This window comes from Amycolatopsis sp. TRM77291, from assembly GCF_054166285.1.
In genome coordinates, this window is the sequence record NZ_JBSZHF010000001.1 from 3,217,763 (window position 1) to 3,236,789 (window position 19,027).

11 protein-coding genes are annotated in these 19,027 nt (G+C 70.8%); all 11 read right to left on the bottom strand.

Annotated elements, in window-relative coordinates:
- Positions 1 to 231 precede the first annotated feature (231 nt).
- The 11 genes from ACXIZN_RS15150 to ACXIZN_RS15200 all read right to left on the bottom strand — a co-directional run bounded on the left by ACXIZN_RS15150 (position 232) and on the right by ACXIZN_RS15200 (position 19,016).
- On the bottom strand, positions 232 to 1,209 hold the full coding sequence (locus tag ACXIZN_RS15150) for an alpha/beta hydrolase (protein ID WP_457955120.1): 978 nt from the start codon (positions 1,207 to 1,209) through the stop codon (positions 232 to 234).
- A gap of 13 nt (positions 1,210 to 1,222) precedes the next feature.
- Positions 1,223 to 2,788 (bottom strand): acyl-CoA carboxylase subunit beta, encoded by a 1,566-nt coding sequence (locus ACXIZN_RS15155; protein WP_457955121.1) that lies wholly within the window; start codon positions 2,786 to 2,788, stop codon positions 1,223 to 1,225.
- Entirely contained in the window at positions 2,785 to 9,186 is a 6,402-nt protein-coding gene (locus ACXIZN_RS15160) for an SDR family NAD(P)-dependent oxidoreductase (RefSeq protein WP_457955122.1), read from the bottom strand. The genes ACXIZN_RS15155 and ACXIZN_RS15160 overlap by 4 nt, the downstream gene beginning before the upstream one ends.
- Entirely contained in the window at positions 9,183 to 10,943 is a 1,761-nt protein-coding gene (locus ACXIZN_RS15165) for a fatty acyl-AMP ligase (RefSeq protein ID WP_457955123.1), read from the bottom strand. Before ACXIZN_RS15165 ends, ACXIZN_RS15160 begins: the two co-directional genes overlap by 4 nt.
- Before the next feature lie 170 nt (positions 10,944 to 11,113).
- Positions 11,114 to 12,490: an MFS transporter gene (locus ACXIZN_RS15170; RefSeq protein WP_457955124.1), complete on the bottom strand. Its 1,377-nt coding sequence runs from the start codon at positions 12,488 to 12,490 to the stop codon at positions 11,114 to 11,116.
- 106 nt (positions 12,491 to 12,596) lie between these two features.
- Complete coding sequence (locus ACXIZN_RS15175) at positions 12,597 to 13,514, bottom strand: helix-turn-helix domain-containing protein (RefSeq protein WP_457955125.1); 918 nt, start codon at positions 13,512 to 13,514, stop codon at positions 12,597 to 12,599.
- Between the two features lie 175 nt (positions 13,515 to 13,689).
- A complete protein-coding gene (locus ACXIZN_RS15180; protein ID WP_457955126.1) occupies positions 13,690 to 15,459 on the bottom strand; it encodes an alpha/beta hydrolase in 1,770 nt (589 codons plus the stop codon).
- Between the two features lie 253 nt (positions 15,460 to 15,712).
- Positions 15,713 to 16,708, bottom strand: a complete 996-nt coding sequence (gene ppk2, locus ACXIZN_RS15185; RefSeq protein ID WP_457955127.1) for a polyphosphate kinase 2 — start codon at positions 16,706 to 16,708, stop codon at positions 15,713 to 15,715.
- Positions 16,709 to 16,718: 10 nt separating this feature from the next.
- Positions 16,719 to 17,174, bottom strand: coding sequence for a flavodoxin family protein (locus ACXIZN_RS15190; protein WP_457955129.1), 456 nt, complete (start codon positions 17,172 to 17,174; stop codon positions 16,719 to 16,721).
- A gap of 61 nt (positions 17,175 to 17,235) precedes the next feature.
- Positions 17,236 to 18,138, bottom strand: coding sequence for a serine hydrolase (locus ACXIZN_RS15195; protein ID WP_457955131.1), 903 nt, complete (start codon positions 18,136 to 18,138; stop codon positions 17,236 to 17,238).
- Positions 18,135 to 19,016 (bottom strand): LysR family transcriptional regulator, encoded by an 882-nt coding sequence (locus ACXIZN_RS15200; RefSeq protein WP_457955132.1) that lies wholly within the window; start codon positions 19,014 to 19,016, stop codon positions 18,135 to 18,137. The genes ACXIZN_RS15195 and ACXIZN_RS15200 overlap by 4 nt, the downstream gene beginning before the upstream one ends.
- Positions 19,017 to 19,027: the final 11 nt, after the last annotated feature.

The window sequence follows — 19,027 nt, forward strand, 5'->3', positions numbered from 1 at the left end:
GTGTCGCGAAAGCCACTTTCGGGACGCCTGATGTCGCGAAAGTGGCTTTCGCGACGCCTTGGCGAGGGGTCTAGCGCGTGACTCGCGTGATCAGACGCCGCACTCGCGTGATTGGAAGCGGAACTCACGTGATTGGAGGCGTAACACGATGTGCGGCCTCCGATCACGCGAGTTACGCCTTCAATCACGCGAGTTACGGCTCTGATCACGCGAGTTACGCGTTCGGTCACGTCACAGGCCGAGACCGCCCGCCAGGACCGGCCAGGAGTCCCGCAGCGCCCGTTGCCAGTACGGCCAGCTGTGGGTCCCGTCGCCGTAGTAGTCGACGGTCGCCGGAATCCCCCTGGCCTTCAACCGATCCGTGAAACTCACCGAGGAGGCCAGCGCCTGGGGCTCGAAGATGTCGGACTGCCCCGGCGGGTCGAGCGGGCCGGTCTTCCCGTTTCCGCAGGAGATGTACAGTGCCGTGCCGCGCAGGCCGTCGACGTTGTCGTACGGGTTGTTCGCCGTCCAGATCGGCCGCATCCCCCAGCTGTCGCCCCAGAGTTCGAGGTAGTTGAAGATCCCCGCCCTGGCCAGGATCCCCTGGATGAACAGCGGAGCCCCCTGGTTGAGGGTGTTCGGCACCCCGCTGTAGGACGCTGCCGCGGCGAACATCCCCTTGTGCTTGTACGAGTACGCGAGCGCGCCGTAGCCGCCGATCGACAGGCCGGCGACCGCCCGGCGCGTACCCGCCCGGTACCCGCGTTCGACGATCTGCCGCACCTCCAGGGTGTGGAAGGTGTCCCAGTCGGGAGTGCTCCGGAGTCCGAAGTTCCACCACTTGGTGTACATCCCGGCGGGCCCGCCGGTCGGCATGACGACGAGGGCGTCCTTGTCCGCGGTGAACGCCTTCACGTCGGTGAACTGGTCCCACGACCGGTAGTCGACCGGTTCGCAGCAGCCGTGCAGCAGGAACAACGCCGGCCAGGTCCGCGTGGGCTGCGCGGCCCAGCCCGCCGGGACCAGCAGGCGGACCATGCCGGTGGTGCCGAGCGCGGGCGAGCTGATCTTGAGGTCGACGGTGCGCGCGTCCAGCCAGGTCTCCTCGACGACCTTCGCGCCGTTGTCGGCGGTGACCGGCGCGGGCGCCGCGCTCGCGGGGACCGGGCTTCCGAGCAGGGTCACCATGGCCAGCGCCAGCAGACCCCACCGCCGGGTTCGCTTCATCGTTTCTCCTTGCTCACAACGGGATGTTTCCGTGCTTCTTGGCCGGGAGGGTCTGCCGCTTGGTCCGCAACGCGTGCAACGCCCGTGCCACCTGAAGGCGGGTTTGCGACGGCGCGATGACCTGGTCGACGTAGCCGCGCTCGGCCGCCAGGTAGGGATTCGAATGCCGTTCGCGGTACGCGTCGGTGAGCCGTCGCTGTTCGGCCGACCGTTGCTCCGGGGGCAGGGCCGCAAGTTCGTGCCGGTGCAGCACCCGCACCGCGCCCTCGGCGCCCATCACCGCGATCTCCGCGGTTGGCCAGGCGAGGTTGACGTCCGCGCCGAGATGTTTCGACCCCATCACCGCGTAGCCGCCGCCGTAGGCCTTGCGGATCACCACGGTCACCTTCGGCACCGTCGCTTCGGCGTAGGCGTAGATCAGTTTGGCGCCGCGCCGGATGATCCCGTGCCGTTCCTGTGCTTCGCCGGGCAGATACCCGGGGACGTCGGCGAGGGTGAGGATCGGGATGCCGAAGGCGTCGCAGAACCGCACGAACCGCGCGGCCTTCTCCGAGGCGTCGATGTCGATCACGCCCGCCTGATGGCGTGGCTGGTTCGCCACGACTCCGACCGTGCGGCCCCGGATCCGGCCGAACGCGCAGATCATGTTCGGCGCGAAGCCGCTGTGCACCTCCATGAAGTCGCCGTCGTCGACGAGACGGACGATCACCTCGGTCATGTCGTACGCCTGGTTCAGCGCGTCGGGCACCAGCCGATCGAGTTCGAGGTCGGCGGCGGTGGGTTCGGGCGCGGTCTCGTCGGCGTATTCCGGGACGGTGTCGAGGTTGTTGGACGGCAGATAGCCGAGCAGGGTCCGCACCCAGTCGATGGCGTCGTGTTCGTCGGTGGCCCGGTGATGGGCGTTCCCGGAGATCTCGCTGTTCACCGCGGCGCCGCCGAGCCGCTGGGCGGTGACCCGTTCGCCGCTGACGGCGTGCACGACGTCCGGCCCGGTGACGAACATGTGCGCGGTCTCGTCCACCATCACGGTGAAGTCGGTGATCGCCGGCGAGTAGACCGCCCCGCCCGCGCAGGGGCCCATGATCAGCGAGATCTGCGGGATGACACCGGACGCCAGCGTGTTGCGCCTGCCGAGTTCGGCGTAGTAGGCGAGCGAGACGACGCCTTCCTGGATGCGCGCGCCGCCGGAGTCGTTGATCCCGACCACGGGGCAGCCCAGCGTCATCGCCAGGTCCATCACCTTGAGGACCTTCTCTCCGAAGACCTCCCCCATGCTGCCGCCGAACACGGTGAAGTCCTGGGAGAACACGCAGACCTGCCTGCCGTCGACGGTGCCGTGCCCGGTCACCACGCCATCGCCGTAGGGCCGGTTGGCGTCCATCCCGAATTCGGTGCACCGGTGCCGGGCGAACTGGTCGAGTTCGACGAAGGAACCCTGGTCCAGCAACAACTCGACGCGTTCGCGCGCGGTCAGCTTCCCCTTGGCGTGCTGCCGGTCGACGGCCCGCTTCTCGGCGGTCCGCAGATCTTCCCGGCGGGCGGCGAGGTCGGCGATCCGGAACGCCGTCGTGTCGGTCATGGCCGCGCCGCCTTGGGTGCCCCGAGCCGGGCCGCGAGGGCCGCGGCGACCCTCTCGACGTGCGGCGGGTCGATCATCGACAGGTGATCGCCCGGCACGCGGACAACCTCGAGATCCGGGCAGAAGGCGTCCCAGCCGAGAGCGTCATCGGTGCGCAGGTAACGCGGATCGAGGGAGGTCGTCAGTGGATGCGGCTCCTGCGCGCGCAGCAGCAATACCGGCCCGGCATAGGATTCCGGCTCGTACCGTTCGGCGACCCGGGCGTCCACATAGGACTCGTACTGGTGCCGCAGCACGCCGTGCCCCAGCTCGGGAACCCGCGCGGCCAGGTGGGCGATCACCAGCCGGATCTGTTCCTCGTCGCCGAGCCTGGCGAGCTCTTCACGCGGGATGTCGAGCGTGACGCCGTAGGTGCGCTCGATGTGCTCCGCGAACCGCTCGAACCGGTCCAGCAGGATCTCCTGAGCCGGTTTCCCCGGCGCGGGCAGCGGCAGGATGCTGTCGATCAGGAACACGAGAGCGACCCGCTCCCCGGCCGCGGTCAGCCGCCGCGCGGTCTCGTAGGCGAGGCAGCCTCCGAACGACCACCCGCCCAGCCGGTACGGGCCCCGCGGCTGGATTTCCCGGACCAGCTCGAGATAGCACTCGGCCTTGGCCTCGACGGTGTCCTCTTCGTCGATCCGTTCGAGCCCGTAGACAGCTCTGCCCTCGGGCAGCAGGCGGACGAGTCCCTCGTAGACGCTCGTCGGACCGCCCGCCGGATGGAACAGGAACACCGGGTCCGTGCCGCCTTCGCGCAACTGCCGGACGGGGCAGCCTCCGCGTCCTTCGATGTCGTCGCGCAGGAGGTCGGCCATCGCGGCGATCGTCGGTGTGGCGAAGAGCCGTTCGGGAACGGCTCCCAGCTGCCCGGTGAACACGGCCCGCAGCCGATCGGCCGCTTCGGCGTCACCACCGGCGGCGAAGAAGTCTTCGTGGACGCCGGGTTCCGCGCCGCCGAGTTCCGCCTGCCAGTGCCGGGCGATCCAGCGTTCGGCCGGATCGCGCGGGCCGACGGCCGTCACCGGTGCGGCGGGCCGGGCGTCTCCCGCACCGAACCCCGCCTGATCGGCGAGATGGTCCGCGACTTCGGCGAGGCCCGCGCCCCGCAACAGCAGCGGGATCGGCAGTTCCAGGCCGAAGTCCCGTTCCACGACTCCCTTGGCACGCAGGGCGGCGAGCGAATCCAGGCCGAGCCGGGTGAGCGGGGTCCGCCGGTCGATCTCGTCCGCGGCGAGGCCGAGCATCCCGGCGACGAGCCCGGTGAGGTAGTCGGCCAGCATCTCCCGGGCGGCCTCCGGGAGAACCGCCCGCAGCGCGTCCAATCCGTCCCAAGTGGACGGTCCGGCGGCCTGCTCCTCCCCCGGCACCAGGATCTCGAAGAACGGCCGTCCGGCCAGCCGGGGGAAGAGCGCGAGGACGGTCCCGGCGTCGACCCTGGCGATCCCGGTCGACACGCGGTCACGGCGCAGCACGGCGTCCATCGCCGCCAGCGCCTCCTCCGTGCCGAGTGGTTCGAGGACGGGGTTGCGGCTGCCGACGGCCGCGCCCGCTTCACCCCAGGCTCCCCAGCCGATGGTCGCCGCCGGCAATCCCGCGGCGCGGCGCCACGTGACGAGGGTGTCCACCCACGCGTTCGCGGTGGCATAGGCGGTCTGCCCCGGCGATCCGAACAGCGCCGCCGCCGAGGAATACGTCAGCCACCAGTCGAGTTCGTGTCCGGCCGTCGCTTCGTGCAGTCGCCATGCCCCCAGCGCTTTCGCGCGCCAGACCGCCTCGACGGCGTCGGCGTCGAGGCTGACGGCGGCGCCGTCGGACAGCACACCGGCCGCGTGCAGCATCCCGCGCAACGGCAGGCCGCCTTCGGTCGCCGCAGCGACCAGCGCTTCGGCCGTCCCCGGCTCGGCGATGTCCCCTGTCACCACGCGGACGTCGGCACCCTGCTCACGCAGATCCGCCAGCAGCGGCTCGACGGCAGGGCTCGCACCGCGCCGTCCCGAAAGGACGAGCCTGGTCGCGCCGCGCGCCGCCAGCCAGTCCGCCGCGACCAGGCCGAGGCCGCCGAGACCACCGGTGATCACGTAAGCGCCGTCGCGCACCACGGTTTCGTGGCGAGGTTCGCCGAGCTTCGGCCTGGCCAGCACCCTCGTGTACCGGACGCCCTCGCGCCAGGCGATCTCGTCGTCCGGCGCGTCCGCGCGGATCTCCGCCACCAGCCTGACGGCGTCCGGTTCCGCGTCGAAGTCCACCTGGCTCGCCCGCAGTTCGGGGTGTTCGAAAGCGAGGACGCGGACCAGTCCACGCAGCCAGGCCTGGCCCGGATCGCCGCGCTCACCGGGTTCGGCGGCCCAGGCATCCACGCTGACGAGCCACAACCGCGGCGCGGTTTCGACCAGTTCGGCGAGGACACCGGACAACTCGGTGACCCGCCGCGCCGCGCTCATCGGATCCGGCCCCGAAGTGCCGGACCATACGAGGACTCCCGCCACCTCGCGGGAACTCAGAGCGCCCGCGAGAGCCTTCCGGTCCCCGGGCCGGACCGTCACCAGCTCGTCCCCGGCCTCGGCGAGCCGGTCACGCAACGCCGTCAGCCACGGCGCGTCGTCGTGCAGGACGACCCAGCAGCGTGAGCCCGCCGCCGGGGCGGGCAGCCCGGCCTCCCGCCAGACCGTTTCGAACAGCAGGTCCGCCATGGGTACTGGCAGCGCCGAACGCTGGAACCGGCGGCAGTAGACCTCACGGAACTCGACCAGGACGCCGCCGTCCGCGTCGACCAGCTGGACACCGCCGACCAGGCCATCGCCACCCGGATCGACCGAATCGAGGACCGCGTCGACCCGGACACCGCGGCGCGGATCACCGCCGAGGACGACTTCGCCCAAGGTCAGCGGCAGGAACACGCCGTCTGCTTCGCGGAGCGCGTTCCCGGCCGCGGCCGCGAGCGCGTGCAGGCAGGCGTCGGCGATCACCGGGTGCAGGACGTAGGCCGGATCGTCGGCGGGCAGGGCGATCGACGCCGAGGCCCGGCCCGGCGCGGCCAAGACGTCGCGCAGCCCACGGAATGCGGGACCGTAGCTCTGCCCCGCGCCGGCCAGTATCTGGTAGAGGTCGACCGGCCGGGCGTCGTCGCCGACCGGGCCGAACGGCACCACCGCGGTGTTCCCCTCGCGGACGCGGGCGGTGGCGTGCCGCACCCAGCCGCCGTCCGCGGACCGCGCGTACACGTCCACGCTTCCAGCGCTCAGGCTGGTCGTCACCTCGGTGTGCGCTTCCAGCGGGAGGACCCGGTGCAGTTCGAGACCGCCGATGCGCGGCAGCCCGGGACGCAGCACCGCTTTCGCCGCCGAAAGCGCGAGTTCCAGGAATCCGGCGGCGGGGAACAACGGGACACCCATCGCCGCGTGATCGGCCAGCCACGGCAGTACCTCGGTCCCGACGTCCGCGCACCACAGGTGCCCGCCGCCGGTCGGCTGTTCGATGTGGACACCCAGCAGCGGATGTTCGCCGGCGGTCCGGGCCGCCGGGCGCCGCGGCCAGAACCGCCGATGCCGCCAGCGCGGGCCGGGAAGGTCGACCGGAAGCGGACGGGGATCGCCGTCGTCGAGCACGACGGGCAGCCCGAGGGTGTGGAGCCGGGCGAGCGTGGTCAGGAACGCCACTGCCTCGTCGCTCTTGCGGCTGGCCGTCGGAAGCGCGAGCGCGCCGGTGCTCTGCTCGATCGCGGCCAGCGCCACCGGATGCGGCGAGATCTCGACGAACACGCCGTATCCGTCGGCGGTCGCCGCCGCCAGTGCCTGGCTGAAGCGCACGGGACGGCGCAGATTCGCCGCCCAGTACTCGACGTCGAACACCACCGACCTTTGTGGATCGTCGAGAACGCTGCTGTAGCAGGGAATCTCCACCGGTCGCGGGGAAAGGCCGCCGAGCTCGGTGCGGAAGCGGCCGAGAACGGCGTCGACGGCTTCCGAATGGCCCGCGCCCCCGACCGGCAGCCGCTTCGCCAGCCTGCCCATGCTCTCGACGTGCGAAACCAGCGCCTCGACCTGCTCGGCTCCGCCGCTGACGGTGCACTGGACCGGCGAGGCGTAGACCGCGACGGTGATGCCGGGGAAGTCCGCTTCCAGGTCGGCGAGTTCGGCCGGGGACAGCTCGACCACGGCCATCGCGCCGTCGCCGGAAGCGTCGACCTCGGCCAGCAGCCGGGCGCGGGTGGCCATCACGCGCAGGCCGTCGGCGACGTCCAGCGCCCCCGCGACGACGGCGGCCGCGACCTCGCCCATCGAATGACCGAGCACCGCGGCCGGGATGACGCCGTGCGCGCGCCAGAGCCCGGCGAGAGCCAGCTGCATGCCGAACAACGCGAGCTGTGTCGCCGCGAGATCCGGAAGATCGCGCGTGCCGGAGAACACCTCGCTCAGCGTGAAGCCCGCTTCGGCGCGAAACACCGGATCGAGTGCTTCGACCTCGGCACGGAACGCGGGCTCGGTGCGCAACAGGACGCGTCCCATCCCGGGCCACTGGGAGCCGTAGCCGGAGAAGACGAACACGACATCGGAGACAGGTCTGGCCTCGCCGAGGACGGCGGCACCACCAGCACGTCCGGCGGCGAGTTCCCGCAACGCGGCGGCCACCTGGTCGCGTTCCTCCGCGACGACCGCGCCACGGACGGGCAAGTGGTCGCGGCTCCTGGCCAGTGTCGCGGCGACCGCGTCCAGTGGGACCGTCCGGTGGGCGGGATCTTCGAGCCAGTCCGCCAGATCGGCGGCCCGCGCCCGGAGCACCTCGGCCGACCGCGCGGACAGCGCGAAGATCCGCGGCCGCCCGGCCTCCGTCCCGCGAGCGGCGAACGACGCGGCAGGCCATTCTTCGAGGACCACGTGGGCGTTGGTGCCACCGAAGCCGAACGCGGAGACCCCGGCGCGCACGACGTCGGAGTAACGCGGCCAGCCCGTCCCGGTGTTCACGACCCGGAGGCCGAGACCGGCGAAATCGACGTGCGGGCTGGGTTCGTGATGATGCGGGGTCGGCGGCAGCCGCCGGTGGACCATCGCGAGGACGACCTTGATCAGCCCGGCCATCCCGGCCGCGCCCTCCAGATGGCCCAGGTTCCCCTTCACCGAGCCGATCAGGAGCGGGCGGGCAGGTTCGCGTCCGGCTCCGAGCACCTCGCCGAGCGCGCCGGCCTCGATCGGATCCCCCACCGCCGTCCCGGTCCCGTGCGCCTCCACGTAGTCCACAGTGGACGGATCGACGCCCGACGCCGCGTACGCGTCCCGCAACAGGTCCGCCTGTGCGCCGGGACTGGGCGCGACGAGACCGTTGGACCGGCCGTCGGAGTTGACCGCGCTGCCGCGGATCACCGCGAGCACCCGGTCCCCCGCACGGCGGGCGGCCTTCAGCGGTCTGAGCACGATCACGCCGCAGCCCTCGCCTCGGGCGATGCCGTCGGCGGCGGCGTCGAACGGTTTGCAGTACCCGTCCGGGGCCAGCACCCCGGCCCGTTGGAAAGAGGCGGTGACCGCGGGCGAGAGCAGCAGGTTCACCCCGGCGGCGAGCGCCGTGCCGCATTCGCCGCGGCGCAGGCTCTGCACCGCTTGGTGCACCGCGACCAGCGAGGACGAGCACGCGGTGTCGACGGTGAGGCTGGGCCCGCGCAGGTCGAACAGGTACGACAGCCGGTTGGCGGCGATACTCGTGGCGGCACCGGTGGCGGACCAGACATCGACGGTGGCGGGATCGGCCATCGTCAGGTGGCCGTACTCGCCCGCCGATAGTCCGACGAACACCCCGGTCCGGCTTCCCCGCAGCGTGGACGGCGGGATCCCGGCGTGCTCCAGCGCCGCCCAGGTCACTTCGAGCAGCATCCGCTGCTGGGGATCCATCGCTTCGGCCTCGCCCGGCGTGATGCCGAAGAACTCGGCGTCGAAACCGGCGACGTCGCCGAGGAATCCGCCACGCGCGGGGATCTCCCAGCGATCCTCTGGAACCTCGCGGATGCCGTCGCGTCCGGCGTCCAGGAGCCGCCAGTAGCTCTCCGGGGAGTCCGCGCCGCCGGGCAGGCGACAACCGACGCCGACGATCGCGATCGGTTCCTCCTCGCGGCCTTCACCGCTCACGACCGCAGAGTCCTCCACTGTGGACAGACGGGCGGCGAGGGCGGTGATCGTCGGGTACTGCCACACCAGGGTCGGCGGCAACGGACGGCCGGTGTACCGGCTCAGCTCCGCCGCCAGTTCCATCGACTCCCGCGAGGAAAGCCCGCTCTCGTGCAGCGGCCGGTCCGGATCGACGTGGTCCGCGGGCGAGCCGGTCCGCTCCGCCACCCGCGCGATGAGCCAGGCACGGATCTCCGCGGTCACCCGAGCCGCCGCGCGGTCAGCGAACCGTCCGAATAGGACTTCCGGCACAGCGCACGGCTGATCTTGCCGCTGGAGGTGCGCGGCACCTCACCCGGTGTGACGAACACGACGTCATGCGGCCGCAGCCCGTGCGCGGCCGAGACCGCCCGCCGGATCTCCGCGGTCGCGACGGCGAGGTCGGCCTCGGCGCCCTTCGCCCGCTCCACCAGCACGACCGCCGCTTCACCGTCTTCGCGCTCGATCGCGAAAACCGCGGCGGAATGCGGCCGGACCGCGGGATGCGTCTCCACGGTCTGTTCGATGTCCTGCGGGTAGTGGTTGCGACCGTCGACGATGACGAGGTCCTTGAGCCTGCCGGTCATGAACAGTTCGCCCTCGTACCGCACGCCGAGATCGCCGGTCGCGAGCCAGCCCGCGCCGGACTCCGGATCGATGGGTGGCAGGCCGAAGACGCCGTCGGAAGCGGCGGGCCGTCCCCAGTAACCCACGCCGACGTTCGGGCCGTTGACCTGGATCTCCCCCACCCTGCCCGGTTCGACCAGCGCGCCGGTGACCGGGTCGGCGATGCGGATCCGTTGCCCCGCCGGGAATCCGCAGGAGACGAGCGTGGTGGACGCCGCGCCGGGCAATGCGGGCGTGGCGAGCCCGGCGGCGAGCCGGTCTCGGTCGAACGCGACCTGCCGTGGCGCCTTCCCCACCTCCGTGACGGAGACGAGCACCGTGGCCTCGGCGAGCCCATAGGAGGACCGGTGCACCTCCGGACGCAGCCCGCATTCCTCGAAGGCGCCGTGGAACTTCTCGATGGTCGACGGGAGAACCGGTTCGCTGCCGTTGATCAGCGAGACGACCCGGCTCAGTTCGAGATAGCTCTTCTCGGCCTCGGTGACCCGGGAAGCGGCGTAGGCGTAGGCGAAATTGGGTGCCGCGCTGATCGCGCCCGGGCTGGCCGAGAGCGCGCGCAACCACCGTGCCGGACGTTCCAGGAAGGCGTGCGGATCCATCAGGACCGACGCCGCGCCGGCCGCCAGCGGCGCGCCGATCCCGAGGATCAGGCCCATGTCGTGGAAGAGCGGCAGCCAGCTGACGGCCGACGTCGTCCCGGTTTCGATCGCGTAGGCGTCACAAGCCTGACGGGCGTTGGTGAGCGCGTTGCGGTGGGTCAGCATCACGCCCGCCGGTGTTCGCGTGGAACCGGACGTGTACTGCAGGTACGCCACTTCGTCCGGTTCCGGTCGCGGCCAGGAGCGATCACCGGCCGCGACCGGAGCTGTGGTGTCGACGGCGAGCACGGCGGGCCGCTCGAAATCCGTCGAGGCGAGGAAACCGGCGGCGTCGTCGAGTCCGTCGGTGGTCGTGAGCACGACCCGCGGCGCGCAGTCGGCGAGCACGGCGGCCAGCCTTCCCGCGTGCCCGGGAAGGCTCGGGGAGAACAGCGGGACCGCGATCAGCCCGGCGCGGATCGCGCCGAGGAAGGCGACGACGTAATCGACGGACTGCCGGGCCAGGATCGCGGCCCGGTCACCCGGGCCGGTGAACCCGGTCAGCCGGGTGGCGAGCGCGTCGACCCGGTCGTCGAGTTCGCGCCAGGACAGGGTGATTGCCCGGCCGTCGGCCCCGGCTCGATGGTCGAGGTAGGTGACCGCGACGTCGTCGCCGAGCCGCCACGCCCAGTACCTCAGCAGCGTCGCGAACGACTCCCCGCCGCGTGCGTCGTCCGGCCCGTGGACGGCGACGACCGATTCCGAAATGGTTTCCATGGCCCCTCGTTGTGACGATTCGTACAGGAGCGGGTGAATTCGGAACGGCGCCGTTGCCGAAAGCGGATTCCATTCCGGAGACCGTTCTTTATCTGCCCGGAACTGTATGGACGTCGCGGGAAGAGTGTCAATGAAAGGATGATGGAACGCCGCCGGAAGCGCGGACGTGCTCACGGGGACGTGAGAAAGGGGGCACTCCCCTTGTCACTTCGGCACGAACTTCGGGGGTTCAGGAGCCGGAGCGCGAGGAGCGCTCCGGCGAGTTGCAGCGCCGCCGCGGTCAGCAGCCCCGCCGTGTAGCCGTCGGCCAGCGCGGCCGGGGCGCCCTCGTCGAGCCGGGCCGTGCGGACCACCGACAGCACGGTCCCGATCAGCGCGACCCCCAGCGCGCTCGACAGTTCACGGGACGCGGTGAGCAGGCCGGAGGCGGTGCCCGCGTGCCGTTCCGCGACGACTTCCAGCGCGTACGAGGTCAGCGGCGTGGTCAGGGCCGATCCGGCGCCGATCAGCACCAGTCCGGGAATCCTCGGCGGCACTTCCGGCAGGTGGTTGACCGCGGCGATCGCCAGCAGTCCGGCGGCCACCGTGGCCAGCCCGGCCGCGACTGTCCGATGTGGACCCCACCGTGGTACGGCCCAGGGCACGAGCGGCGTGGCGGCGACGACCGCGACGGCCACCACGACCAGCGGTAGTCCGGCGAGCGTCGGCCCGAGGCCGAGGGATTCCTGATGCAGCAACGGTGTGAAGAAGAAGACCCCCGAAACCCCCAGCCCCCACAGCAGCTGCACGGTGAGCGCGCCGGTGAAGACCCGCGTTCTGGTCAGCTCCTTCGGCATCAGTCGCACGCGCGCGCGTCTTTCCCTGAACAGGAACCAGATCGCGAAGGCCGCCCCCACCGCACCGAGCACCGCGCTCGGTTCGACCACGGCGGCGGTGATCAGGACCATCGCGGTCGTCACGACCAGCATGGAGCGCACGGCAGGTCGTCCGGCCGCCGGGTCACGCTTCGCGAGGGCGACCTTCCGTACCAGCGCCAGCATCGCCGCCACGAAGGGGAGATTGACGAAGAAGATCCAGCCCCAGCCCAGATATTCGCTCAGCGCCCCGCCGAGCGTCGGGCCGAGCGCGAGGGCGGCCGCCAGGCAGGCTGTCCAGACCGTCGCTCCGAAGGCCCGTCTTCGCGCGTCGAGATCGGTGCGGAGCAGGCTGAGCAGGGCCGGGACCAGGAACGCCGCGGCGGCACCCTGCAGCACCCGCGCGGAGATCACGAGCCACGCCGTCGTGGCGAACCCTCCGGCGGCCGCGCCGGCGCCGAACGCGAGCAGCCCCGCCCGCAGGGTCGCGGCCTGGCCCCAGCGGTCCACCAGCGTTCCCGCGACCGGCAGCAACCCTGCGAACGGAAGCATGTAGCCGATGCTCACCCATTGCAGCGTGGGGAGATCGAGCCCGAGTTCGCGGGCGAGCGAAGGGGCGCCCGCCGCGACGATCGTGTTGTCGAGGGTGGTGACGAAGGCCCCGAGCCCGATCATGAGCAGCGTCGCTCTCATTGTCCATCCTCGTGAGTGGCAAAGACGGTTCTAACCGTCCTTACCACTCACGAGACGCGACCCCCCACCCACGTGACAATTCCCGCCCGCCCTCTTCACACTCGCGCTATAACCAGCCCCGGCGTGAAGCCTGCGCTCCGAGCTGGAAGCGGGTCCGCGCGCCGAGCATTTCCTGCAACCGGCTGATCCGCCGCAGCACCGTGCGTTCACTGATGCCGAGCTCGCGCGCGATCGCCTCGTCGGTCAGGCCTCCGCTCAACAGCGCGAGCAGGCGGCGTGTGGCGACGGTCGGCTCCTGCGCCGCTTCGGCTTCGTCCGGGCCGCCCGCCCGCACGGGCACGGCCATCCGCCAGAAGGATTCGAACAACTCGATCAGCGCGCTCAGCAGCATCGACGGATGGATCAGCAGGGCGAGGACGTCACCGGCGTCGGAATTCGGGACCGCGATCAGCGCCCGGTTGCTGTCGGCGATCACCAGCTTCAGCGGGAGCCCGGGGAACACCCTGGCCTGCTCCCCGAGCGCGATACTCGACTGCACCTGGGCGAAGCCGTCGTCGTGCTGCAGCACGGACGAGTCGTAGACGACGCGGTACGCGATGCCGCGCGCCATCGAACCGGGCTGCACCGTGCTCACTTCGGCCTTCGGGCTCATGTACGACCCCGGATCCAGCGCGACGATGTCGGCGCCCGCCTGGGTCTGCATGGCTTCGAAGGTGGCGATCACCTCGTCCCGGCTGCGCAGCACCTCGACGAAGTCCGCGTCCCGGCCCGTGCGCAGCGAATAGGCGGCGCCGAGCACCTCGGCCGCTTCCCGCGCGCGGATCGCCGCGGCCTCGTGCTGCGCCGCGAACGCCGACAGCGCAGCACGCGGCGGGCAGACCTCGAGCCCGGACGCGCCCGCCCGGACCAGGCCGAACCGCTCCAGCTCCGCCAGCTCGGCGCCGGGCGTGATCGGACGCCCGTCCAGCAGGGCCCGGTACAGCTGCTCGGCCTCCATCGACAGGCCCCGCGACTCGGCGAGCATGACGCTTCTCCTCCCCCACCCCAGGATCGATCGACGTGACATCGATGTCACGGCTCACAGTCCTTGAGGGGGAAAACGGCCGGATCGTGCGCCTGGACCGATAACGAAACCGTCACAGATCATGACGGAGAGGCTCCCGCGAACCGCGGGAGCCTCTCGTCGACACCGTCGGAGATCAGGCGTTGGCGGGCATGCCCTTCTCGTCCGCTTCCGGCGTCGCGGTGCCTTCCAGCAGCTCACGGACGATCTCGTTCGCCTTGCGCACCTGGGGCGTGATCATCTTGATCTTGATCTTCCCGTCGTGCCCGAGGTGACCGCCGACCTCGACCGTCTTGTCCTCACCCGGCAGCGGCAGGCCCTGGCAGCCGGTGAACTTCTTCTTCGGCGTGAGGCCGGTCTGGAAGTAGGCGACGATCGGGTCGTCGACGCAGTCGGTGTTGTACGGGAAGATCCCGTGGCTGCCTTCGTTGTCGACGCTGATCATCTTGGCGCCCGGCAGGCCGTTCGCGGTGGCCAGCGCACCCTCGTACGGCGTGGCCGCGTCGAGTTCGGTCTGCGCGATCAGCACCTTCGGGAACGTCTTGGCGTCCGGCGCCGGCTTGGCGTTGGGGGTCGGCCAGAACGCGCACAGCGGCGCGCCCGACAGGGCCATGATCGGCGCGATGAACGGCGCGTTCACGGTCAGATCGGCCTGCCAGAAGTTCCAGTAGTGCAGGTTCTGGTTCCACTGGCCGTCCTGGCAGCGGATCGCCTCGAACGCGGCGTCCCAGGTCTCGACCTCGGCGCCGCCCTGGTAGGAGGCCTTGCGCTCGACCGAGTCCTTCTTCGCGATGGCTTCCAGCGCGTTACCCTTGGCCTTGGTCAGGAACGCCTTGTTCGCGTCGGTCAGCCCGGGGGTGGCGAGCGCCTTCGCGACGACCTGTTCCAGCTTCTCCGCGTCGGTCCCGGTGGGCGCGGGTCCCTTCGCCAGCGCGGCGACCATGGAAGCCGCCGACGGGTACTGGCCGGTGTCGTACATCGCCGGGATGATGAACCACGCCGCGTAGAGCATGCCCGTGAATTCCCGGGTGCCGCCCGCCTTCTCCCAGTTGCGGCGGATCTCGAGCGGGTCGGTGCCCGCCTTGTACTTGGCGTCGTTGCGCGCGACGTAGGGCAGCAGCGCCTCCTGGAACTGGCGGTCACGGCTGCGCGGCTGAAGGTCCCAGGTCTTCTCCAGCGTCGAGCGGCTCGCGTCGGTCGACGAGTCGAGCAGGAACCGGTGCGCCTTGGACGGGAACGTGGTGGCGTACCAGGTGCCGAGCCACGTGCCGTACGAGTAACCGATGTAGCTGGTCTTCTTCTCCCCGAGCAGCACCCGGATGAAGTCCATGTCGTACGCGGTCTGCTCGGTGGTGATGAACTTCGTCAGCGGGTTCTTCAGGCAGCCCTCGACCTTCGCCCGGCTGATCACGTTCTGATCCGTGCTGTCCGGGACGGTGTAGCTACAGGTCAGCGGGGTGCTCTGGCCGACGCCGCGGGGGTCGAAACCGACGAAGTCGTACTGCGAGGCCAGCACGGGGCTGCGCATCGCCATCGCGGCGCCCCACGGGAGGCCTTCGCCGCCGGGCCCGCCGGGGTTGACCAGCGCGATGCCCTGCCTGCCGGTGCCGGGGTAGGCGGTCGCGGTCTTGGACACGCGGACGCCGATGGTGTTGCCGTCCTGCGGGTTGTGCCAGTCGCGCGGCACCTGGACGGTGGCGCAGGCAAGGCCCTTCACCTTCTTCAGTTCGGCTTCCGTCGCCGGCGCGACCGAGGGGAACGAGCACTCGCCCCAGGCCACGGCCTGTTTGGCCAGCGCGCCGGCGAGCGCCGCGGTGTCCGGCTCGGCCTTGGCCGCGGGTGCCGCACCCGCCGCCGGGGTCAGCACCAGGCCGGAGGCCAGGAACGCACCGGCGACCACGGCCACCGTGCCCCTCCGCGTCTTTCTCGTACTACTGATCACCATGATCCCTTTCGACAGGAGCCCCCGACGTCCGTACGTGAAGTAAAGACGGGTGATCAGCTTTCCCACACGGCCGGAAGGTGGCGGATACCCGACATGGCAGGATCTCGACACTCGCGTGATCAGACCCGTAACTCGCGTGATCAGAGGCGTAACTCGCGTGTTCCGCCTTCAAGCACGCGAGTTACGTCCCTGATCACGCGAGTTACGCCTTCCGTCACGGATGCAGGCCGGGTCCGTGATCGGGGTCCGGCGAGGGCGCGATCGGCGTCGGGCTGAGCGACGCCTCGTCCTCCCCCTCCTCCAGGAGGGTCGCCGCGGCGCCGACCACTTTAAGGTCCGGGTCGCCGACGGCGTCCTTGTCCTTGTCCGCGTAGTCCACGCGGGCGAGGACGCTGCGCATCGCCTCGATACGCGCCCGTTTCTTGTCGTTGCTCTTGACCACCGTCCACGGCGCGATCTCCGTGTCGGTGGACCGGAACATCGCGACCTTCGCTTCGGTGTAGGCGTCCCAGCGGTCGAGCGACTTGATGTCGTTGGGGCTCAGCTTCCATTGCCGCACCGGGTCGACCTGCCGGATGAGGAACCGGGTCCGCTGCTCGGACCTCGACACCGAGAACCAGAGTTTGACGAGGACGATCCCGTCGTCGACGAGCATCTCCTCGAACGTCGGCGCCTGCCGCATGAAGCGCTCGTACTGTTCGTCCGTGCAGTACCCCATCACCCGTTCGACGCCGGCGCGGTTGTACCAGGACCGGTCGAACAGCACGATCTCGCCCTCGGTGGGCAGGTGGTTCACGTAGCGCTGGAAGTACCACTCCCCCTGCTCGCGTTCGGTGGGCTTGCTCAGCGCCACCACCCTCGCGCCGCGCGGGTTGAGGTGTTCGGTGAACCGTTTGATCGTGCCGCCCTTGCCCGCCGCGTCGCGCCCTTCGAACAGGATCACCATGCGCCCACCGGTGTCCTTGATCCAGTACTGCAGTTTCAGCAGTTCGATCTGCAGCGACCGTTTCACGACGTCGTATTCCTCGCGCGACATCCGCGTCGTGTACGGGTAGTTCTCCCGCCACGTGTCGATCGGTGATCCGTCGGGGCGGAGCAGGACCGGGTCGTCGGCGTCGTCGTAGTCGACGACGAGGCGCTGGTCCCTCAGTTCCGGGAAGTACGAATGATCGAGCACGCGCCGCTGATACCCACGCCGGACGTCGCGCAAACACGGTGCGTCAACCACCGAGCCCGGCGGCGAACCGTCGCGCCGCTTCGAGATCGGCCGTACCAGGCCGGTTCTTGGCGATACCCCCGACGAGCCGGAACGGGAGCCAGGTGTCGAAACCCCGGCAGGAGAACGTGCCCACCACCTCGAAACCCTTGCGGCCGAGCGACCGTGCCAGACGACGGGTGTAGCGCCGGAACCGCGGTTCGGGCAGCCCGCTCGTGGTGAACACGAACGCCTTCCTCCGCGGCTTCGACGGCATCTCTTCGACGAGACGCCGCAGGCGCGGATGGAAGTCCATGCCGAAGATCCCCGAGCCGAAACCCACGAGGTCACAGGAATCGAGGTCGGCCGAGTCGATCTCCTCGGGGCTGACGACTCGGGCGCCGAGAACCCCCGCCAGCACTTCGGCGATCCTCGCCGTATTGCCGTGGGACACCGAAACGCACACGATGACTACCTTCATGCCGATCCTCCACTTCGCCGGTCTTCCCCTTGAGAACCGGACGGCGGCGGAAAACGTGACGTCACCCTTCGCGCAGGTGATCCCGCAACGCCCGCGCCACACGGGCCATCAGCACTTCGGCCTCCGGCTGGATCGCGGCGGGCACCCGGGATCCGGTCAGCGCGGCGATCGCGTACAGCCCGCCGTCGGCGTGTTCGACCACCCCGGCCTCGTGCCGCAGGTTCAGCACCGTGCCGGTCTTCGACGACCATTTCGTGGCGTCCGAGACGAAATCGGGGCTCAGCCGCTGACGCAGCAGGTTCAGTCCCATGAGTTCACGCACCCGCGCCGCGACCCCTTCGTCCACTTTGGACGGTTTCCACAGCGCTTCGAGGAGGTTCACGAACGCGCGGGCCGAACCGGAACTCGCGCGGGTGACGTCGAGCTGCGGAACGGGATGACCCCGCCCGGCGGTACCCGCGTTGATCGCGAGCGCGTGCGCGAGGTGGACGTCGGCCGGGGCGAACCGTTCGGCGGGCGTGTCGCTGAGGTCCGCGGCCGGATGCCGCGCGGTGATCCCGGAAACGCCCCATTCGCGCGTCATCCTGGTGACCTCGGCGGGCGGGGTCAGCGCGAAGAGCGCGTCCGCGGCGGTCTCGTCGCTGATGGCCATCGTCAGGTAGAGCAGGTCGTCGATCGCCACCCTGGCCGGATGCCGGAACCGCGTCAGCCCGGTCGGGCCCGGGGCGGTGGCCCGTCCCGGCTCGACGTCGATCGGTGCGGAGCCGTCCAGCTCGCCCCGGCGGATCCGCTCCAGGGTCGCCGCGGCGAGCGGGATCTTCACCAGCGAGGCGCTCGGGAACTCCAGGTCCGGGTCGATGCCGATCTCGTATCCGGTCCGCAGATCGCGCACGAGGAACGAACCTCGCAGGCCGCCGTCGTCCAGCTCGGCGCGCAGCCCGAGGAGCAGGGTCTCCGTGTTCATGTCGTCTCCTCCGCGCCGAGACACCGGGCGATGTCCGGCCACAATCGTGCCCGGAGCCGCTGCGCGTCCTCGCCGGGCCCCGCCGTGATCTCGAACCCGCGCGCGAGCCGGAGCTCGCCGATCGGCCGCCAGTTCAAGCCGAGGTCGTTGGCCTGGGCCGTCGAACACAGCAGCAGATCGTCCGAACCGAACACCGCCGCGGCGGCCGCGGTGAGCGCGTCGGCGACGGACACCTGCGCGGGCCGCAAGCCCACCGAGTCACGGATGCGGAAGAGGCGGTCCCGGATATGCGGGACGTCGTCCTCCGGCTGGATCCAGACCCGGCGGGGCGATCGGCCGGACCGGCCGACGCGCAGCGTTTCCAGGTGGAGCGCGCCCGCCCGCGGGCTGCCCCCGCCGGCCAGCCCGAGTGGCACCGTCCAGGTGCCCTCTTCGGCGGGAACGGCCGTGAGCGCCGCGCGGACCTCCTGTGTGCGCACGAGTTCCGCCCGCTCCCCAGGCGGCGCCTGACGGAACTCCAGGAAGACGTCCAGCGCTCGCGCCGCGGCGTCGAGTTCGGCGAGCTCGCGGACGGTGCAGGTGTCCGGCATCGCCAGCCGCATCGGCCGCAGTTTGGCGCGCTGCGCGTCGTGCTCCATCGCGTCGGCCAGCGCCACCAGCCGTTTCGCCGACGGAAGCATGTCCCGGCCGAACGGCGTGAGCACGGCGCGGCGGGTGGCGCGGTCGAACAGCCGCTCGCCGAAATGCCGTTCCAGCGCGGCGATCCGGCGGCTCGCCACCGGCTGCGGGATGCGCGCGATCGCGGCTCCCGCGGTGAAGGTCCCGGCCTCGCTCACGCTCACGAACGCCCGGCAGCTCCCGATCAGGTCCACGACCACATACTATGCCG